Below are 15,434 nucleotides of genomic sequence, written 5' to 3' on the forward strand. Positions count from 1 at the left end.
CAGGTGGATTGGCGAGGATGGCTTGTCCCAACTGGACCGCCAGTTTGCGCGAGGCTGGTGCCCTGGCATGCCCAAGGAACCGACGGAGACTATCGACCTCCCCCTGCCCTTGCTCAAAACATCCCGCCGCAAGACGGCCCGGAAACTTGCCAACCAGATCGGCCCGGTCGATCCCGAGTTCGACCACAAGGCCTTCATGGATGAGCTGTGGGGCGAAGACTGAGCCAGCCCGGCCCGGAGACCTCCGGGCATCGGAGGGCCGGGCTGGCGGTGATTTTAAGTGTCAGGTTTCGTCAGGGCCACAGTTGTGCGGCGTGAAGCACGCGCAGCACCGTGACCGCCTCTGCGGTCTCAGCATAGACCACGATGTAGTTGGGCCGGACCACCAGTTCCCGTGTGCCCTCGACCCTGCCCGGACGGCAGCGCTTCGGGTGCGCCGGGAGCTGCGCCACCTTGCCCTGGATTTCCTCCATCAGCGCGAGGGCCGCGTCCGGGTTGTCGTCCGAAATGTAATCGACAATCGCCATCAGGTCCGCGACCGCCGGGGCCTTCCATTCGAGTTCAGGCACGGCGCTTCCCGTCGATCAGGGCGCGCGCCTCGCGCATCACCTGATCATGCGGCTTGGCCGGGCGCGGATCGGCCAGCGCTTCCTGCACCTTGGCGCGGAACCAGGCATCGTATGCCTCCGGGTCTGCGGTCAGCCCGGCAGGCATACCGCCTTCGGCTGCTACACGGGTCAGCAGGATACGCACCGCATCGGACAGGGTCAGACCGACACCGGCCAGCGCATCGGCGGCCTCAGCCTTGAGGTGGTCGTCCACGCGGACGTGAAGCATCGAGGTTTGAGCGGGCATGGCATGTCCTCCTTGGACCTCCATTATGTATCTCAATTGAGATACGTTCAAGTCCGACATGGATATGAACCGCTGGCCGTTCGGCGGTGCTCTTGAAGGAAGTGAGTATGTGCTTTCCCCGCCTTCTGGCGGGCGAACGACAATTTGGTTGCGCGGCGCGGACCAAATTGTCTAGTGAGTACACATACTCACTTCCTTCAAACGGATTCTCCTATGTCTGCAGAACCCCGCAAGCTCCTTGATGAAGGCTGGTCCAAGGTCCGCGGCAGCATGCAGGGCCTTCACGGTGAGGGGAAATCCTTCGGCATCATGCGGACGGCGAAGATCAAAACGCTGGGCAACATGGGGGCCAGCCTTCAGCACACCTTTCGGGAACGTGAGACCCCGAATGCCGACCCGGACAGGACGAGGGACAACACGATCCTGGTCGGTGGCGACAACAGCAAGGATGTTCTGGCAGCGTGGAAGGCACGGGCCCCGGAGAAGATCAGGACGAACGCCGTGCACGGCCTGGAATACTTCATCGGCGGCTCGCCCGAGAAGATGAAGGCCATGTCCAGGGAGGAACAGGATACCTATTTCCGGGATGCGCTCAGCTGGATCGAGAACCGGCACGGCAAGGAAAACGTTCTCTCGGCCATGATCCACCGCGACGAGACCACGCCGCATATGACGGTGATGACCATCCCCCTCGATGACAGGGGCAAGCTGAACTGCCGGTCGTTCGTGGGGAACAAGAAAGCCCTTTCGGACCTTCAGACGGACTTCGCGGAAAAGGTCAGCGAGAAGCATGGTCTTCGGCGCGGCATCAAGGGCTCCACAGCGCGACACGAGCGCGTGCAGCGGGTCTATGGGGCCTACATGTCCGGCGAGGGCGCTGTCGCCCTTCCTGAGCGCGTCAGAGGCTCCCTCCTGCGCGGCGGCAAGGAAAGCGATGCCGAGTGGCATGCGCGGGCGACAGAGGCCGCAACAGACGCGCTCCGCGGTTTCCAGATGAAGATGCGGGAAGAAAAGCTCGACATGGAAGCGCAGCTGAACACCGCACAGTCGATGATCCGCTCCCTTCAGGAGCTGAAGCAGAGCTACAAGGCCCAGCTCGACGACGCGCGCGGAACGCTCTCCCGGTTGGTTTCCAGCCTGGAAATGGCGGACAGGGGCGCTGAGGCGAATGCAGCCCTCGAAGCCTACACCGACCTGGAGACGAAAATTCTCGACGGGGACCTGGGCGTTCTGAAGGATGCGGCCGGCTCCCCGGACCGGATCGGCAGGATCGCGGAGATTTTTGACCGGGTCGTACCGGAAGGCTCGGCGATGACGGAGGAACAGGCCCGCTTCGACCGGGCGCTGGACCTGACACTGGACGCCATGGGGGACGGCAAGGTCGCGAAACGGAAAGATCCGGTGCGCATCGCGATCGAGGCACGCGCCCTCCCCCACATTCAGAAAGCTCTGGCTCATCTGGCGCAGGATCAGATCACTCCGCCCTTCAGCAGACGGGACGAACGAATGGCGTTCCGTGCGGAAATCGAAGGCTCTCTTTCAGAAGATCAGTTGGCGGCCCTCAAGCAGGGTGACGAGACAGTGCTGGAAGACGTTCTTGGCGATCATCTTTCTCAGCAGCAACAGCTCAGCCTGGCGCTGGCCTATTTCGATCATGGGGACGTTGATGTGGATGCCGGTGTTCGTCGTGGTGTGATCGAACGGCTTGTAGATGCCGAGTATGGGCAGAAGCATCAAGATCCAGGGCTTCGGCACTGATCGGGCGCGGCGACTTATCCACAGGCCGCACGATCTTCATGGGTGTTAAATATGTGTTAGATTCAGTGTTACGGTCTATTTTGTGCATGTCATCTTACTGATTTTGAAAGAAATTTCTTACTCGCCGGTGTGCAAAAGCACGAAGATAGGTGGGTGATAACACGAAATATGGTGTGCAAAAGCACGAAAGCCTTGACCTTGGTGGGTGAAAGCACGAATGTGTAGCCATGGTGGGTGATAACACGAATTCTCGATCTCCGCTCTTGCCGGATCGGATGCAGCAAGCAGACTTCTTTGTTTGCGATATTTTTGATGCTGCGCCTAAGGGTGACATGGCGTCGATGGAGCACCCGATCTTTTCCATCTCGACCAAGCCAGACCGGCGAATTCGTCGATACGAGAACGGTCAGAACTTCGTCGAGATCACGCCTTCGGTTAAGGGGCTAGCTACGGTCCATGATCGTGATGTGCTGATTTACTGCATCAGCCAGTGCATCGCGGCGTTAAATGAAGAACGCGAAGTCAGTCCGACCATTCGCTTTAGAGCATATGATCTGCTGAAAGCCACAAACAGAGGAACGGACGGGCGTGGGTATGAACAGCTTCGCGCAGCCTTGGAACGCCTTCAGGGAACCGTGATCACCACCAACCTTATTACTGGTGGCAAGGAAGAGTTTGATGGCTTCGGACTGATTGACCGGTTCAAGATCGTCCGTGAGACGCGCGACGGCCGGATGCAGGAAGTGGAGATCAGGCTCTCGGATTGGGTGTTCAACGCCATCCGGCATCGCGAGGTGCTGACCCTGCACCGTGACTATTTTCGTCTACGCAAGCCGTTGGAGCGGCGCATCTATGAACTCGCCCGAAAACATTGCGGAGCGAAGCAGGAATGGAAGATCGGACTGGAGAAGCTGCAAGCCAAGTGCGGTTCCTGCTCTACGTCAAAAGAGTTTCGCCGCTTGGTCATGAGTATCGTACGTCAGGATGGGCAACACGCCCATATGCCTGACTACGCTGTGCGTGTGGAAGGTGACATGGTCATTTTCACCAATCGCCGGAGCGATCAAGCCAGACACTCGGCCCCTACCCTTCCTCAAGTACGGCTCGGCCCAGAAGCCTATCATGACGCTCGGGCAGTTGCGCCCGGATGGGATGTGTATGTCCTTGAACAGGAATGGCGGGACTGGATGACGGAACCGCCACGCAACCCTAATGCTGCCTTCATCGGGTTCTGCAAGAAGGTCTTCGAGAAACGCGGCCGCCCTTAACGTGGACCCTGACGGTTTTCTGAAAGGAGCAGTTCAAGTCCCTGCCACAGTGTAAGATCGCGCTCTCGGCAAAATGTCCGAAACTCATCGACAACGCGCTTTGGCCCCGGAATAGAGACCTTGTCCTGTGGCTCCTTGCGCTTCGGACCAGGCTTCAGTCGCGTGGAAGCTTCTCGGCTGACAAAACCTAAAGTTTTTCCGGCCTCAACAGCCTTTTCAACCGAACTCGGCTCAACATTAGGCCGTGGTCGCAAAGACTCGGATGGCTTGGGGAGCTCGATACCGCCACCAAATCCATACTTGCTCATGCGGACCTCTCTTTCGTGAGTGCATGAATGACAGCCTGAGCGTAATCACGGGCGTTCTCGATAGCCGCGACCACCTGTTTCATGGCCTTGTCCGTAACAGAGGCTGTCTTGCCTTCGTGTTCGTTCGTGACGATGCCCGGCAACTCCGAAAGAAGCACGCCATCACGGAAAATGCGGGTATAGGGTGCGCGTTTTGCAATGCGAGTCGGCAGCGTCGGGATGTTGTTGATCTCCATCTCTTGCCGCACGTCGCGCTCATCCGTGGTCTGGAAGGCCGCGTTGGTCCTCGTGAACAATAGCGAGTACGCAATTGGCGCACGGATCATACTCGATGTGGTTTGTACGAGCCGGACGGCTGCCGCCGCCTGCCTGGCCTCCATGGGCGAACCGTCAAGCGGAATGATGCAAAGGTCTGTCCTAGAAAGCGCGAAGGTGACGATCTGATCCTTCGACCCTTCCAGGTCGATGATCAGGTAATCCGTTTCACCAGAAAGCTGATCGATCAACTCAACGGTGTCTTCGGCCTGAGGGCGCGCATAGACCGAAAAGGGCACGTCGCGCCCTTCCGCTTTCCTGCCTTCTGACCACGCAAGGATGTTGGCGTTCGGGTCAAGGTCGAGAATGGAAACCCGTCCGCCCGAAAGAGCGATCTGCTCAGCCAGAAGCATGGCGGACGTCGTTTTCCCCGAACCGCCCTTCGGATTTGCGAAGGTGATGACATACATACGAGCCATATAAGAAGAATTTAAAGATAAAGTCAACTCTAACTTCATCTCTAACTCTAGAGTTACTTTCCATCATTATCCTTCGATCCATCTATCCAATGTCTGAAGCCCCCGACACAGCGGGTCCAGGTTCGTCGCGTAGCCCTCGGCCCACTCAATGCGCTTTCTGAGCACTTCTTGCGCCTCCGGGGCCTCAGAGGGCAGGCGGCGTTTCAGCTCGGCGATGAAAGCAAGCAGGCGGCCGTGCTCTTCCCAGTCCGACGCTGCCTTGGTGAACCGCTGCCAGCGGCGTTCCTCTGCCTCGCGCTGACGCTGGCGTTCCAGCCGGCGCAGTTCTTCCTCGCGGCGGCGATCTTCGGCTTCCTGAAATTCACGTTCCCTTCGTTCCAGAAACGCCCCTCCGGCGATGACGGCTCCCGCGATGTCTGGGAGAACATCGCCGATCTTCTGTTTGTCGTTTTCAATCCACTGCTTCTGGCGGCCTTCCAGATAGGTGGTGATGGTCACGCGCAGGAAGCCGGAGGAATACAGGCCGGTCTGGTGATGGTCGGGCCAGGCGGTCCATGCGTCATCCTCCGGCACCTTCAGCGGGCGGTACAGCTTCTCGACAATACTGCAGGCAATGTCATGCCCGCCGGCGCGGAACGTCACCTTGCCGGTCACGGGGGCCTTCACAACCTGGCCGCCGGCCGCCTCTACAGCCCGGAACACGGCACTGGTCACACGGAACCGGTACAGGTCGCGCTCCGTCAGGTCAGCGAGCAGGGGGCGGGACCAGCTGAATACGTCGCGCCTGGCGCGCCGGTTTTCCTGCGCCCGTTCTTTCTGCTCGCGCTTATGCTCCGCGAACCACGCCCGCACCATCGGATGCAGGCGGTCCGTGGCCTCCGGCACCATGACGGCTTCTGCTGCCTTAACCGCAACATCGCGTGTCTGAAGCTCTTCGACCGGCAGCGGCTTCACCGGCGGGGTGGGGCGTATGTCTGCATGAGAGGGCCCGCCCTGCTTCTGCGGCGGAAGCCGGTATGCCACCACGGGCTTACCGGCGTCCTTCTTCGCCCAGTAGCCGCGCGGCGGTACTGGAACATCGAGCCGCGCGCAGATTTTGGCGAGACCGTTGCCGGACAATCCGAAGTCAGCCGACAGGCGGCTCATCGGTGTTTTCCAGACGAGGGCATAGAGTTCTTCGCGCGAGACCTGGCGGCGTTTCAGGGCAGGCTGATGATTCATGATGTCCAAAACGGGCAAAGGGCAGGAACGTCACTTGCAGCGTGGAAGACTCAGCAGATTATTCGGTTCTTCACCGTCCGCTTCGGTCTTGAGGTACTTCCTGCCATTACGGGTAGCGATGATGACCCAGACAGACTTTCCGTTTGCTACGGTCCAGAATCGCCACTTGCCGTCCTCGATGCCTTTGATGGCCACATCGAGCTTAATGCACCAGGCTCCCCCGGTATTCTCCGCACCTTTGGCCCCGCCGATGCTGTCGATCCGGCGGTCGGCATCGGCCCCGTCCGGAATGATGCAGGTGACCTGATGATCCTGAGGCATACTCTGTTCCCTTTTAGTTCAGGCGGCCTGCCGCAGCGGTTGCGGAATGATGTGCCAGAGGAAAGTGACCGCGCCCTCGACACGCTTCTTGATCGCTACGAGCTGGGCATGAGTGAAGCGACCGGATGAGCCGTGTGTGCCGTCATTGAAGGTACGGAACAGCTGCACGACATTCTCCAAGTCTTCCTCGACAAAGTTTTCAAGGGCCTCATCGGCCAGCTCGCGCTGGTGCAGGAAGTACCGGATTTTCGCACGCCGCGAGGGGGCACCCGAGGGAATGGTGTCGCAGTCCGGCATGGCTTCCAGCACGCGCCGGTTCGGAGCGAAGGTATCAAGGATCGTCGCCAGAAGCTCGCGGGCGCTGGTGCAGAAGTGACGCGCTGCATCGGGGTTACGGGGGTTCAGCGAGAACAGTGCGCCATGCCAGCGGTCGAGCGCGTCCCCTGAAAGCTCGGAGAGGATGGGGTCGAGTTCGCTCACGGTCAGGTCTTCATCCGTACCGGCGTCCTCCGGATTGTCGAGCAGCGCGTTCATCACGCCCGCGCTGTTCGCCGCCTCGCGCTCGGAGAGGTCAAGAATATCGTTGTAGCGCTCGGAGTAGATGCCGGTTTCCGCGCGGGCCTCCAGCCGGGAATAGGAATGCTGAACGCTGTTCACTGAGGTGCGCAGGGTGACATATGCAGGCCGGGAAGCGGCACTCTCCAGCTTCGCCAACTCATGCCGCAGGCGCTCGCGGTTCGCCCGCACGCGTGCGTTATGCGCCCGGGCCGCCGAATTGTAGCTGTTCACCGCCTGATTGTATTTGCTGACCGCTGTGCGAACCTGCTGGTTATGTGCCCGGACGGCCGAATTATAGCGGTTGACGGCCTGATTATATTTCGACTGCGCCTGGCGCAGTTTGCTGCGGACTTCGGACGGTGACATTCTGCGCGGCATAGCCAGCCTACTACCAGATGGGTGAGGTTGGATATATAGCAGCACAACATCTTGGAGTCACGCAGCGTCAACCTGATACTAAGGTTTCCGTGCATCTGCCGCCGGAATGCCGAGGACTTACGCCCGCCGCACGGTCTTCGTGCTCACCCTGAACAGCGCTGCGATGTCGGGCAGGGGCCGGCGCTCCACATCGCGCATGCGGCGCACCTCGATCTTCTGATCTTCGGTAAGGGCAGGGGGCCTGCCGCCGGTGCGGCCGCGCTTCTTCGCGGCCGCCAGTCCCTCGCGGGTACGCTCAGAGATACGCTCGCGCTCGAACTGAGCGATGGACGCGAAGACGTGGAAGATGAGTCGGCCGGCCGGTGTCGTCGTGTCGATGTCTTCGGCCAGCGACCTGAAGCCGGCGCCGCGTTCGCCGATCAGCTCCACGATCTCCAGCAGGTCTCGCAGGGACCGCGCCAGGCGGTCATACTTCGTCACCACGATCACGTCGCCGGCCCGAAGCTGATCGAGCAGGCGGTCCAGTTCCGGCCGCTGCCGCTTCGATCCGCTGATGCGCTCTGCATAGATGCGCTCAGCACCCGTGGCCGCCAGCGCGTCGATCTGCGCATCGAGCTTCTGGTCATCAGTCGAGACACGGGCATAGCCAAGGATCATGCCTGAACCGTGACAAAAACCTCCCAAAACCGCAAAGCTTTTGTCCGGGGTTTTTGTCCCACGCAAACCATTGGTTCGCCGTGTGTGGCAGAGAAGGGACAGAAACGGCCGTTTGTGTCCCCAGGAGTCGGCCCCTTCACCAGTCCGGAGACAGGCGATTTTCCGCTTATCCGTCAGAACCTGACGTCGCCGTCGCATAAATAGCTTTGCAGGCAAGAGCCCTGCTTAAAAGCAACAACAATAAGGAGGCAAGGCAATGGTAACGTTAGTTTATTTTGCAATGGCGGCACTTTATATCGCACTCGCATTTCATCACATGCTGTAACTGAAAAAGCCGCTCACAGAGCGGCTTTTTTGATTTCGGGCCGCACTGCCGGGCCGTGGCGTTTCGTGCCAGGATAGACGGGGCAGAGGGCAGGTCATGGCCCACAAAGCAGCACAGCGAACGGAGCGGGCGCGGCCATTGACGCCGCGCGCCAGCATTGCCCGTGTGTCACCGGCAGACCGCAGCAGACGCCCGGACTGAGACGGACGGGGAGGGACAGGTTCCCCGGAAGCCAGGGTCAGGATTCTTTGACGGTCGTCTTCGGATGCGTTTTCGCGTAGCGCTCCGACACGAAACGACCCGACACCGCGCTGCGGTGGCTGCCGGTCGAACCGCCGCCGGCGGCCTCTTTCACGGTCGTGCGCGGGCTGGCCTTGCCATGCTTTGCCGTCACATAGCGACCGCTGATCGCGCTGCGATAACTCCCGCCGGATTTGCCTTTTGCCATGATACTGTCTCCTGTGCTGGTGCCTCAGCCCGTATGGCAGGCCGGCGAGCAGTGTGCGCAGCCATTCACCTGGCTGTAATAGCGCCGGGCGGCCTGCACCGCGCCCGCGCAGCTCGAATGCTCGCCAAGAGGCTGACGATTGTGCGATGCCGCCGGGGTGGGACATCCGATTTCCTTGTGCACCTCGTGGTCGCCATTCGCCTGCGCCTGACGGTTCACATAGTAGCTGGCCATGAATCACCTATATGCTGTGCTCGGAACGATTCGACTAACAACATAGCAGATTTTCGGCGCGCACAAAACAGGAACATTCAGGTGAGCCGCAGACCTGTCACTTCATCACCATGTTCCAGTCGATTTCAAAGCCGGCAGCGGTAAGCTCTTTGGCCAGAGCCTGCTTCCAGCCCCCTCCGGCGTCGAAGACTTCATAAACCACGCCTCCGAAATCTGAAGGCACTTCAACATCCCCGCGCCGCAAAGCCGTCACCCGTGCGCGGCCCAGCCGGCCGATAAAATAGCCCAGCTCCAGAATGACGTTCTGGCGGGCACGGGGCGCGGCATCGGCACCCTCTTTTCCGCCGGTGTCGTCGGGCGTCAGAAGCACCACGGCAAAACCGACATCGCCATGCGCCTCGATCTTCTCGATAACGGTCATACCCTGACTGGCCTGCTCATGCAGGATGATTGCCTCGAAGCCGATACGTTCGAGGAAGCGTGCAACTGACTCTTTGGCGGCTTCGTCATGCCCATGTACGACAAACACCTTCCGGGAGGCCGAAACATCACGGACAGGCAGCTGCGCCGGTTCCCCGGAACCGGTTTCCTCCTTCACAAAGTCGATGAAATCCCTAGCAAAGGGGACCACTACCTGAGCCGCCAGGTTCTGCAGCTCCGGCGTCACCTTTCCGCCAGTATAAAAAAAGGTGTGCGCGAAATCCCAGGCGCGATCCGGGGCTTCCGCGAAGTAGTCGATCAGGGCAATGTTCATCCCCAACTCTTCTCTCCGGTCGGTCGGCCAGTCGAGTGACGCACTGCCGATCATGCTACCCTGCGTAGCCTTGCCCGCCTCCAGCCATGCTGGAAGGTCTACGAGTGCGGCCAACTCCCCGGTGATCGGCTCAAGCTCCTCACTGTGGAGCAGCTGAGAAAGCTTCTTCACATGCCGGCCGAACGACTGCATGTCAGCCCACTTCAGGTCATCAACGGTATTCTCAATGCGCCGGAAAATCGTCGTATCCATATCGTCTGCTCCATCCTTACGGCCGGAACGCGCTTTCGCCGCGCGCTCTCTTAACTCTTCGGCAAATTGCTCCTTCGCTCCGTCCGCAAGCTCCGCTACAAAGGGATTGTTGCGATAAGGCGCGAGAATCCGGTCGATCTCCGCTTCCATCTTTCCGATTGCAGCATTGATGCTGCCGGGCTGATCCGGGTCGAACTGAACCTGTGTCAGCGGTCCGTCGAGTCGGGCAATGGCCTTCTGGGCCTGCTCCAGCTGACGGATAAAGTCATTCAGCTCTTTCAAAACCGGATTCCTCCGTCATCGCGTGGCTGTGCAAGGATTTCCCGAACACGGCTATGTGCATCGATCCAGTCCCGCTTCTCCGGCGACATCCAGCCGGCGATTTCGAGGATGCTGTCGTAATCTTTCTCCAGATGCCGGCCGAAAACAGGCTCGTGATGCGCAATGCGGTTCCGGAATGTTCGCAGATAATCCAGCGGCGCATGGGCCGCTTTCCGGTTCATCTTCGGGGCATGCGGAAACGCAGCCCGCAAAGCCGGCCGCCAGAGCGCCATCTCATAGTTCGCCTTGCGGGTCCGGCCGGGGCCCTGAAACCCGCCGGAACCCAGCAGGGACACCCAGAAGCCGAAGGACAGGTCGGCGACGACATGCGGCGGATCAACCGCATAGCCGGAGCGGGTCAGCTCCTTCTTCGCCTGTGCCACGCGCTTGAGGCAGCCCAGGTCGAGCCCGATGGCCGGATTATCGTACCAGTCGGCCCCGTACCTGACGGCCAGATTGCGGTGGAACCCGTTGCGCAGCGTTACCTCCAGCGCCTGCAGCGGGCCATAGAAAGCTGCGCTGGCGGCTGTGTTCCAGGTATAGAGGCGCACCGCACGACCGCGATCGCCACCGGTTGCCGCCAGGTAGGTGGCAAAACGCTCCGGCGACAGCGCTGTCTCAAGTTCGTCCAGTATGGGCTCGCTCAGCGCGAATATCTTGACTTCTGCGGCTGTATTGCTCATATTATGCCTCGTTAGCCCCGGACCCGCCTCTGCCCTCGGTATGCGCCCGGGGCTCAGCTTTTCAGGGATCGTTATTCTGCCTTCGCCGCCTTCGGACGGCGTTTGTATCCGCGGCGCGAGACCGCTTTGCGCTCGGCCTTCGCAGTGTCCTCCACAGCACGGAACTCAGGTTCCAGAGCCTGCAGCTTCTTCACCAGACCGGACAGGTCGTAATAGTTGGTCTGCTTGCCGCCGTGCGGCGCGGACCGGGGGATGCGTTGCACGTACCCCGCCTGTTCCAGCTCGGCGATGATGCGCTGCACCTGGCGCTCGCTCATGTCGAGACGTTCGGCCAGCAACTTCTTACCGGGGTGCGGTTTGCGGGCCTCGTCCCACCAGAAATCGCAAAGCTGCAAAAGCACGGCGAGCTGACGGGCATTCAGCCCGAGCCGCTGCTGCCCGCGCAGAAGCAGTGAGGGAATAATACAGAAGCCAAGGTCCATGACCTTCTTGCCCCACTTCTGCTCAGATGCGCGGCTGGCTTTCTGCGGCCGTAGCGGCACAACCTTTTGTTCTTCGTCGGACATGCGCTTTCCTTTCGACATGGAATAGCATATCGCACTGAAAACGCTTCCTTTCAATGGAAGGCATGTGGACATCCCTGACCGGTAGGACGGGTCAGCGGTGACCGGTCGCACCGGACGCCCGTGTCCTCTAAAGAAGGATCATCCATTCAGCATTCCGGTAAGCCGGACGAACGGGTATCCGTTGGGACCGGTCACAGATGTCCGGTAGTGCGACCCGATTTACTCAGCGATAAGCACGGATCGCGTCCTGATCGAGCTCGGAAGCCGGCACCAGGCGATAGTGCCGCTCTTCGACGACCTTCACTTCGTCGTCCTGCAACGTCAGCTCGAAGAGCGCGACAACCTGGTCGGCCATGAACTGCGCCGAAATGGCCCGGCACTGCATGCCGGGGAACCGCTGTTCGACGAAGCGGATGTCCTGTGTGGTCTGAACGATACCGATCTGGTCCTTGCCGCCCTTCGCCTGGACTGGGATGACGTAGTGACAGCCGCGCTTGTCGAGCCCGACATACAGCTCGTCGATTTCTATCTGTCCGATGCCCTTCACGGTGGTGCGCAGATGGTTCTGCAGGCTGTAGGTCGTCAGGCCGAGAAACGTGTCGATCAGCCGGTTGTACCGGACGATCGCAAGCAGGGCCTGCTCGTCGTCCAGCGCATAAGCCCGGATCAGCTCTGGCGTTGCATCAGGGATGGCGATCGCGAGCAGGTCATCGCGCGGCACAATGCGGTTGGCTTTCACCAGGCGGAACCGGTAGCGCGCGCGGCCTGCCCCTTCGATAATCCACTCGCGTCCGTCCGGGTGCGTGGCGGTCACCGCTTCCGGGAGCGCGTAGCGGTAGCGGAAATAGTAGGGCACGTCGCCGACATTCTTCGGCAGGTCGATGCTTAGCTCGGCTGCCTTGTCGATAATCTCCTGGCGGGCAAACTCGAAACTGTCGGTGCCGGCCTGCCAGTGGTCGAAGAAAATCGCGGCAATCAGCTCATGATAACGATTCGGACCTCTAGCCATAGGCCGCCTGCTGCAGTTCGGCCTCGATGTCTTCCTGGCGGCGCTTTTTAGCACCGCTCTTGCGGTTCCGCCGGCCGCAGGGAGCCGGAACCCCGAAATGCGCGGCGGCTTCGGTCATGTCTCCTGTCAGCAGGGCCGGGTCTCCGGTTGCGACCGTCGCTTCCGGGCGTGACGGCTCAACGCCCAATGCCGCGATGACCTGCGCGGCGATCGCCCGCGCCAGTGGCGGCGGCACCGCATTCCCGATCTGGCGTGCTCCGTGCCATTTCGTGGCATGCAGCCGGAACCAGTCAGGAAAGCCGTGCAGCCGCGCCATCTCGCGCACCGTGATGCACCGGCGATAGCGGTAGTGAATTGGCCGGGGGCTCGTGAACGCGCCGCGCGCACCGTCCGTCCCGGCACGCAGCGTGTTGGATACGCCATCCGGGGAAAGCTTGAAGAAGCGGCTTATCGGCTCGACCGTGCCGGGCTCCGTGGCTGCGAAGCGTCGTCGGGAAATGTCTGTGTGCTCCGTCCGGGCGCTCGACGTCAGAAGGGACGGCTCCCATTCGCGCACATAGCCGTAGTGCCAGGCATCGTTGCTCAGGCCGCGCAGCTCCGCCGCATAGGGGGACGGGTCGCCGAAGCGGGTAGTCGGCACGGCATCGGACGCCTGAAGGGTGCGATAACTGTCTGCATCGGGCAGGTCGCCGATCGCGTCAGCACTGGTCGGCCCGAAAGGCAGGTCCGGGAACTTTGCCGGTTTGCCGGACATATTCGTCTGCGGCTGCGGATAGTCCGGAAGCGGGTGTCCCTTCTTTGCGCCCATGAGGATGAAGCGCTCGCGGGACTGCGGCACGCCGTAATGGGCGGCGTTGAGCACCTGCCACGGCAGCCTGACATCGTAGCCGGCAGCACTGAAGGCGGTCTCCAGCTCCTGAAGGAACTTCCGGTGCTTCCCGACTGTCAGACCCTTCACATTCTCGAAGACGAACATGGTCGCATCCAGTTCGCGCACGATGCGCACGAAGTCGAGCACCAGACGGTTGCGCGGATCGTCGAGCGCCCGGTGCCCGATCAGGGAGAAGCCCTGGCACGGCGCGCCGCCGAAGACGCAGTGCACCGGTTCGTCGCCCAGTCCCGCCGCGCGGCGGATATCGTCTCCGCTCAGATGCTCAACCGAGTGGGGGAGGACGGCGCAGTGCGGGAAGTTGAACTTATGGACAGCGCAGTGCACCGGGTCGATCTCGATCGCGGCGCGCACATCGAAGCCGGCCTGCTCGAATCCGAGACTCAGGCCGCCTGCGCCGGCAAAAAGATCGATTCCCACCGGCCGCATCCGCCTGCCTCCTGTGTTTGTAGGTTCTTGATTCGCCATCATAACGAAGCGGTCGCTATATGTCGATCGTTTTCCCTATTTGTCCACAAAATCCCGGAGAACCGGCAGAAGGCGCTCCGGCTCCTTCGTTTCGCATTCCCAGACGGTCAGCACCTGCCAGCCGGCTTCTTCCAGGCTGCGGACGTTTCGGGCGTCGCGTTCGGCATTCTGAGCCAGCTTCGGCCCCCAGTAGTTAAGTTTCGATTTAGGGGCCTGACCTTTGCTGCAGCCGTGAGCGTGCCAGAAGCAGCCATGCACAAAGATGACCTTCCGGCGGCCGCCGAACACGATGTCCGGCCTGCCGGGCATGTCTTTCCGGTGAAGCCGGTACCGGTAGCCGGCCGCGTGCAGCAGCCGGCGCACGACCATTTCCGGTGCCGTGTCCTTCTGTTTTACCGACTGCATGATGCGCCGGCGCTGCTCTGGGCTGCGCGTATCCATGTTTCTGGTTCTCCGGCTGTGCGGCAGGGATAGCTAAGGAAAGTCATAGAATCGAGGGAGCGAAGGGAAGCCGTGTACGGCTAGGCAGTCGGAAAATGTCAGGGGCTGTCTGCCCCCGCGCCTGACGGCGCTCCCCCGAGGATACTTTTGGGAAGATGAACGTCAGATGCGATGGCCTGGCTCCGTCGCTCCCGCGACCCGCTCCAGGATCACGGACGGAGAAACACCGATCGCGCGGGCAAGCACGACCAGCTCGACCACATCGATCCTGCGCTCGCCGCTCTCGATCCGGGCAACCAGGGACTGATGGCACTGAAGGCGCTCGGCCATTCCGGCCTGGGTCAGACCTGCCGCTTTCCGGGCATCGATCAACGCCTCGCATAAAGCCGCATGACCCGTGCTTCTGATTGTCTTTGTCATGCCGCTGCGCACCTCTCCGCGCGCAAGCGGTAATCTGCTTTTCAGATTATCTAAAAAATGGATAATCTGGCGTAACTTCGCTCCCCCTGCCCCAAGGAGACCCCCCAATGAACCGACGCAACCCGCACCCGGTAACCATGATCGAATGCACCGAGACAGGCGCGGCCCTGATGCAGCTGAATATTCGGGGCTATGTCGACATCGAAACCGCCCGGCGTCTGATTGCCGAAGAGCTCGCGGAACCGCAGCGCATTCGTGTCGAGATGGGCACCTTTCCCAGCAAGGAGTTCGAGAGCATCGCTCTGACGCTTGACGGCAGCCTGGCGGCAAACAAGCTGGACTGGCAGGCAGATCCCCTGTCAGGGCTTTCGGATACCCGGTCGTTCATCACAGGACCGGAACTTCCCGACAGCCAGAGGGTCGTGTCCAGCGACTATCTCAGGTGGATTGGCGAGGATGGCTTGTCCCAACTGGACCGCCAGTTTGCGCGAGGCTGGTGCCCTGGCATGCCCAAGGAACCGACGGAGACTATCGACCTCCCCCTGCCCTTGCTCAAAACATCCCGC

Annotated in this window: 20 protein-coding genes and 1 pseudogene; 4 read left to right on the forward strand and 17 right to left on the reverse strand. The window is 60.9% G+C overall.

All coding sequences use genetic code 11. The features are described 5' to 3' along the window. Positions 1 to 223, forward strand: a pseudogene (locus DQG15_RS17815) (hypothetical protein); the annotation flags it as partial. A 70-nt stretch (positions 224 to 293) separates the two neighbouring features. Here DQG15_RS17815 and DQG15_RS17820 read toward each other — a convergent pair. Together DQG15_RS17820 and DQG15_RS17825 are read right to left on the reverse strand one after the other, a co-directional pair. Continuing rightward, positions 294 to 569, reverse strand: a complete 276-nt coding sequence (locus tag DQG15_RS17820) for a type II toxin-antitoxin system RelE/ParE family toxin (RefSeq protein ID WP_116087736.1) — start codon at positions 567 to 569, stop codon at positions 294 to 296. Further along, complete coding sequence (locus tag DQG15_RS17825; RefSeq protein ID WP_116087738.1) at positions 562 to 855, reverse strand: type II toxin-antitoxin system RelB/DinJ family antitoxin; 294 nt, start codon at positions 853 to 855, stop codon at positions 562 to 564. Before DQG15_RS17825 ends, DQG15_RS17820 begins: the two co-directional genes overlap by 8 nt. Before the next feature lie 144 nt (positions 856 to 999). Between DQG15_RS17825 and mobV the strand changes: the two genes are divergently transcribed. Then, positions 1,000 to 2,613 (forward strand): MobV family relaxase, encoded by a 1,614-nt coding sequence (gene mobV, locus DQG15_RS17830; protein ID WP_157969050.1) that lies wholly within the window; start codon positions 1,000 to 1,002, stop codon positions 2,611 to 2,613. Positions 2,614 to 2,840: 227 nt separating this feature from the next. Next, positions 2,841 to 3,881 carry a plasmid replication initiator TrfA gene (gene trfA / locus DQG15_RS17835; RefSeq protein ID WP_116087742.1) on the forward strand — a complete coding sequence of 347 codons (1,041 nt, stop codon included), beginning with the start codon at positions 2,841 to 2,843 and terminating at the stop codon, positions 3,879 to 3,881. Here trfA and DQG15_RS18320 read toward each other — a convergent pair. The 15 genes from DQG15_RS18320 to DQG15_RS17905 form a co-directional block, all read right to left on the reverse strand. Further along, complete coding sequence (locus tag DQG15_RS18320; protein ID WP_157969051.1) at positions 3,878 to 4,189, reverse strand: hypothetical protein; 312 nt, start codon at positions 4,187 to 4,189, stop codon at positions 3,878 to 3,880. The genes trfA and DQG15_RS18320 overlap by 4 nt on opposite strands. Continuing rightward, on the reverse strand, positions 4,186 to 4,914 hold the full coding sequence (locus tag DQG15_RS17840; protein WP_116087769.1) for a ParA family protein: 729 nt from the start codon (positions 4,912 to 4,914) through the stop codon (positions 4,186 to 4,188). The genes DQG15_RS18320 and DQG15_RS17840 overlap by 4 nt, the downstream gene beginning before the upstream one ends. A 75-nt stretch (positions 4,915 to 4,989) precedes the next feature. Further along, a complete protein-coding gene (locus tag DQG15_RS17845; protein WP_157969052.1) occupies positions 4,990 to 6,144 on the reverse strand; it encodes a hypothetical protein in 1,155 nt (384 codons plus the stop codon). 30 nt (positions 6,145 to 6,174) lie between these two features. Then, positions 6,175 to 6,465 carry a DUF3892 domain-containing protein gene (locus DQG15_RS17850; RefSeq protein ID WP_116087746.1) on the reverse strand — a complete coding sequence of 97 codons (291 nt, stop codon included), beginning with the start codon at positions 6,463 to 6,465 and terminating at the stop codon, positions 6,175 to 6,177. Positions 6,466 to 6,483: 18 nt separating this feature from the next. Continuing rightward, complete coding sequence (locus DQG15_RS17855) at positions 6,484 to 7,389, reverse strand: hypothetical protein (RefSeq protein ID WP_232830925.1); 906 nt, start codon at positions 7,387 to 7,389, stop codon at positions 6,484 to 6,486. A 129-nt stretch (positions 7,390 to 7,518) separates the two neighbouring features. Next, complete coding sequence (locus DQG15_RS17860) at positions 7,519 to 8,058, reverse strand: recombinase family protein (RefSeq protein ID WP_116087750.1); 540 nt, start codon at positions 8,056 to 8,058, stop codon at positions 7,519 to 7,521. Positions 8,059 to 8,621: 563 nt separating this feature from the next. Then, entirely contained in the window at positions 8,622 to 8,831 is a 210-nt protein-coding gene (locus tag DQG15_RS17865; protein ID WP_116087752.1) for a hypothetical protein, read from the reverse strand. A gap of 24 nt (positions 8,832 to 8,855) precedes the next feature. Then, positions 8,856 to 9,065 carry a hypothetical protein gene (locus DQG15_RS17870; protein WP_116087754.1) on the reverse strand — a complete coding sequence of 70 codons (210 nt, stop codon included), beginning with the start codon at positions 9,063 to 9,065 and terminating at the stop codon, positions 8,856 to 8,858. A gap of 97 nt (positions 9,066 to 9,162) precedes the next feature. Continuing rightward, a complete protein-coding gene (locus tag DQG15_RS17875) occupies positions 9,163 to 10,353 on the reverse strand; it encodes a TIR domain-containing protein (protein WP_232830926.1) in 1,191 nt (396 codons plus the stop codon). Beyond that, positions 10,350 to 11,075 (reverse strand): hypothetical protein, encoded by a 726-nt coding sequence (locus DQG15_RS17880; RefSeq protein WP_116087756.1) that lies wholly within the window; start codon positions 11,073 to 11,075, stop codon positions 10,350 to 10,352. The genes DQG15_RS17875 and DQG15_RS17880 overlap by 4 nt, the downstream gene beginning before the upstream one ends. 71 nt (positions 11,076 to 11,146) lie before the next feature. Continuing rightward, positions 11,147 to 11,641, reverse strand: coding sequence for a helix-turn-helix domain-containing protein (locus tag DQG15_RS17885; RefSeq protein WP_116087758.1), 495 nt, complete (start codon positions 11,639 to 11,641; stop codon positions 11,147 to 11,149). Between the two features lie 223 nt (positions 11,642 to 11,864). After that, positions 11,865 to 12,650 carry an endonuclease gene (locus DQG15_RS17890; RefSeq protein ID WP_116087760.1) on the reverse strand — a complete coding sequence of 262 codons (786 nt, stop codon included), beginning with the start codon at positions 12,648 to 12,650 and terminating at the stop codon, positions 11,865 to 11,867. Next, positions 12,643 to 13,968: a DNA cytosine methyltransferase gene (locus DQG15_RS17895; RefSeq protein WP_116087762.1), complete on the reverse strand. Its 1,326-nt coding sequence runs from the start codon at positions 13,966 to 13,968 to the stop codon at positions 12,643 to 12,645. The genes DQG15_RS17890 and DQG15_RS17895 overlap by 8 nt, the downstream gene beginning before the upstream one ends. Before the next feature lie 75 nt (positions 13,969 to 14,043). After that, positions 14,044 to 14,448, reverse strand: coding sequence for a very short patch repair endonuclease (locus DQG15_RS17900; protein WP_116087765.1), 405 nt, complete (start codon positions 14,446 to 14,448; stop codon positions 14,044 to 14,046). Between the two features lie 162 nt (positions 14,449 to 14,610). Next, entirely contained in the window at positions 14,611 to 14,868 is a 258-nt protein-coding gene (locus DQG15_RS17905) for a helix-turn-helix transcriptional regulator (protein WP_116087767.1), read from the reverse strand. Between the two features lie 107 nt (positions 14,869 to 14,975). On the opposite strand from DQG15_RS17905, the gene DQG15_RS17910 reads away from it, so the two are divergent. Next, on the forward strand, positions 14,976 to 15,434 hold a 459-nt coding region (locus tag DQG15_RS17910), incomplete at its 3' end, for a hypothetical protein (RefSeq protein ID WP_157969053.1).

The sequence above is a fragment of the Tropicimonas sp. IMCC34011 genome, assembly GCF_003390865.1.
Taxonomy (GTDB): domain Bacteria; phylum Pseudomonadota; class Alphaproteobacteria; order Rhodobacterales; family Rhodobacteraceae; genus Tropicimonas_B.

Coding starts and splice junctions, on each gene's coding strand:
- DQG15_RS17825 (WP_116087738.1), bottom strand. CDS start 855: ATGCCCGCTCAAACCTCGATGCTTCACGTCCGCGTGGACGACCACCTC.
- trfA (WP_116087742.1), top strand. CDS start 2,841: ATGGTGGGTGATAACACGAATTCTCGATCTCCGCTCTTGCCGGATCGG.
- DQG15_RS18320 (WP_157969051.1), bottom strand. CDS start 4,189: ATGAGCAAGTATGGATTTGGTGGCGGTATCGAGCTCCCCAAGCCATCC.
- DQG15_RS17840 (WP_116087769.1), bottom strand. CDS start 4,914: ATGTATGTCATCACCTTCGCAAATCCGAAGGGCGGTTCGGGGAAAACG.
- DQG15_RS17845 (WP_157969052.1), bottom strand. CDS start 6,144: ATGAATCATCAGCCTGCCCTGAAACGCCGCCAGGTCTCGCGCGAAGAA.
- DQG15_RS17850 (WP_116087746.1), bottom strand. CDS start 6,465: ATGCCTCAGGATCATCAGGTCACCTGCATCATTCCGGACGGGGCCGAT.
- DQG15_RS17855 (WP_232830925.1), bottom strand. CDS start 7,389: ATGTCACCGTCCGAAGTCCGCAGCAAACTGCGCCAGGCGCAGTCGAAA.
- DQG15_RS17860 (WP_116087750.1), bottom strand. CDS start 8,058: ATGATCCTTGGCTATGCCCGTGTCTCGACTGATGACCAGAAGCTCGAT.
- DQG15_RS17865 (WP_116087752.1), bottom strand. CDS start 8,831: ATGGCAAAAGGCAAATCCGGCGGGAGTTATCGCAGCGCGATCAGCGGT.
- DQG15_RS17870 (WP_116087754.1), bottom strand. CDS start 9,065: ATGGCCAGCTACTATGTGAACCGTCAGGCGCAGGCGAATGGCGACCAC.
- DQG15_RS17880 (WP_116087756.1), bottom strand. CDS start 11,075: ATGAGCAATACAGCCGCAGAAGTCAAGATATTCGCGCTGAGCGAGCCC.
- DQG15_RS17885 (WP_116087758.1), bottom strand. CDS start 11,641: ATGTCCGACGAAGAACAAAAGGTTGTGCCGCTACGGCCGCAGAAAGCC.
- DQG15_RS17890 (WP_116087760.1), bottom strand. CDS start 12,650: ATGGCTAGAGGTCCGAATCGTTATCATGAGCTGATTGCCGCGATTTTC.
- DQG15_RS17895 (WP_116087762.1), bottom strand. CDS start 13,968: ATGCGGCCGGTGGGAATCGATCTTTTTGCCGGCGCAGGCGGCCTGAGT.
- DQG15_RS17900 (WP_116087765.1), bottom strand. CDS start 14,448: ATGGATACGCGCAGCCCAGAGCAGCGCCGGCGCATCATGCAGTCGGTA.
- DQG15_RS17905 (WP_116087767.1), bottom strand. CDS start 14,868: ATGACAAAGACAATCAGAAGCACGGGTCATGCGGCTTTATGCGAGGCG.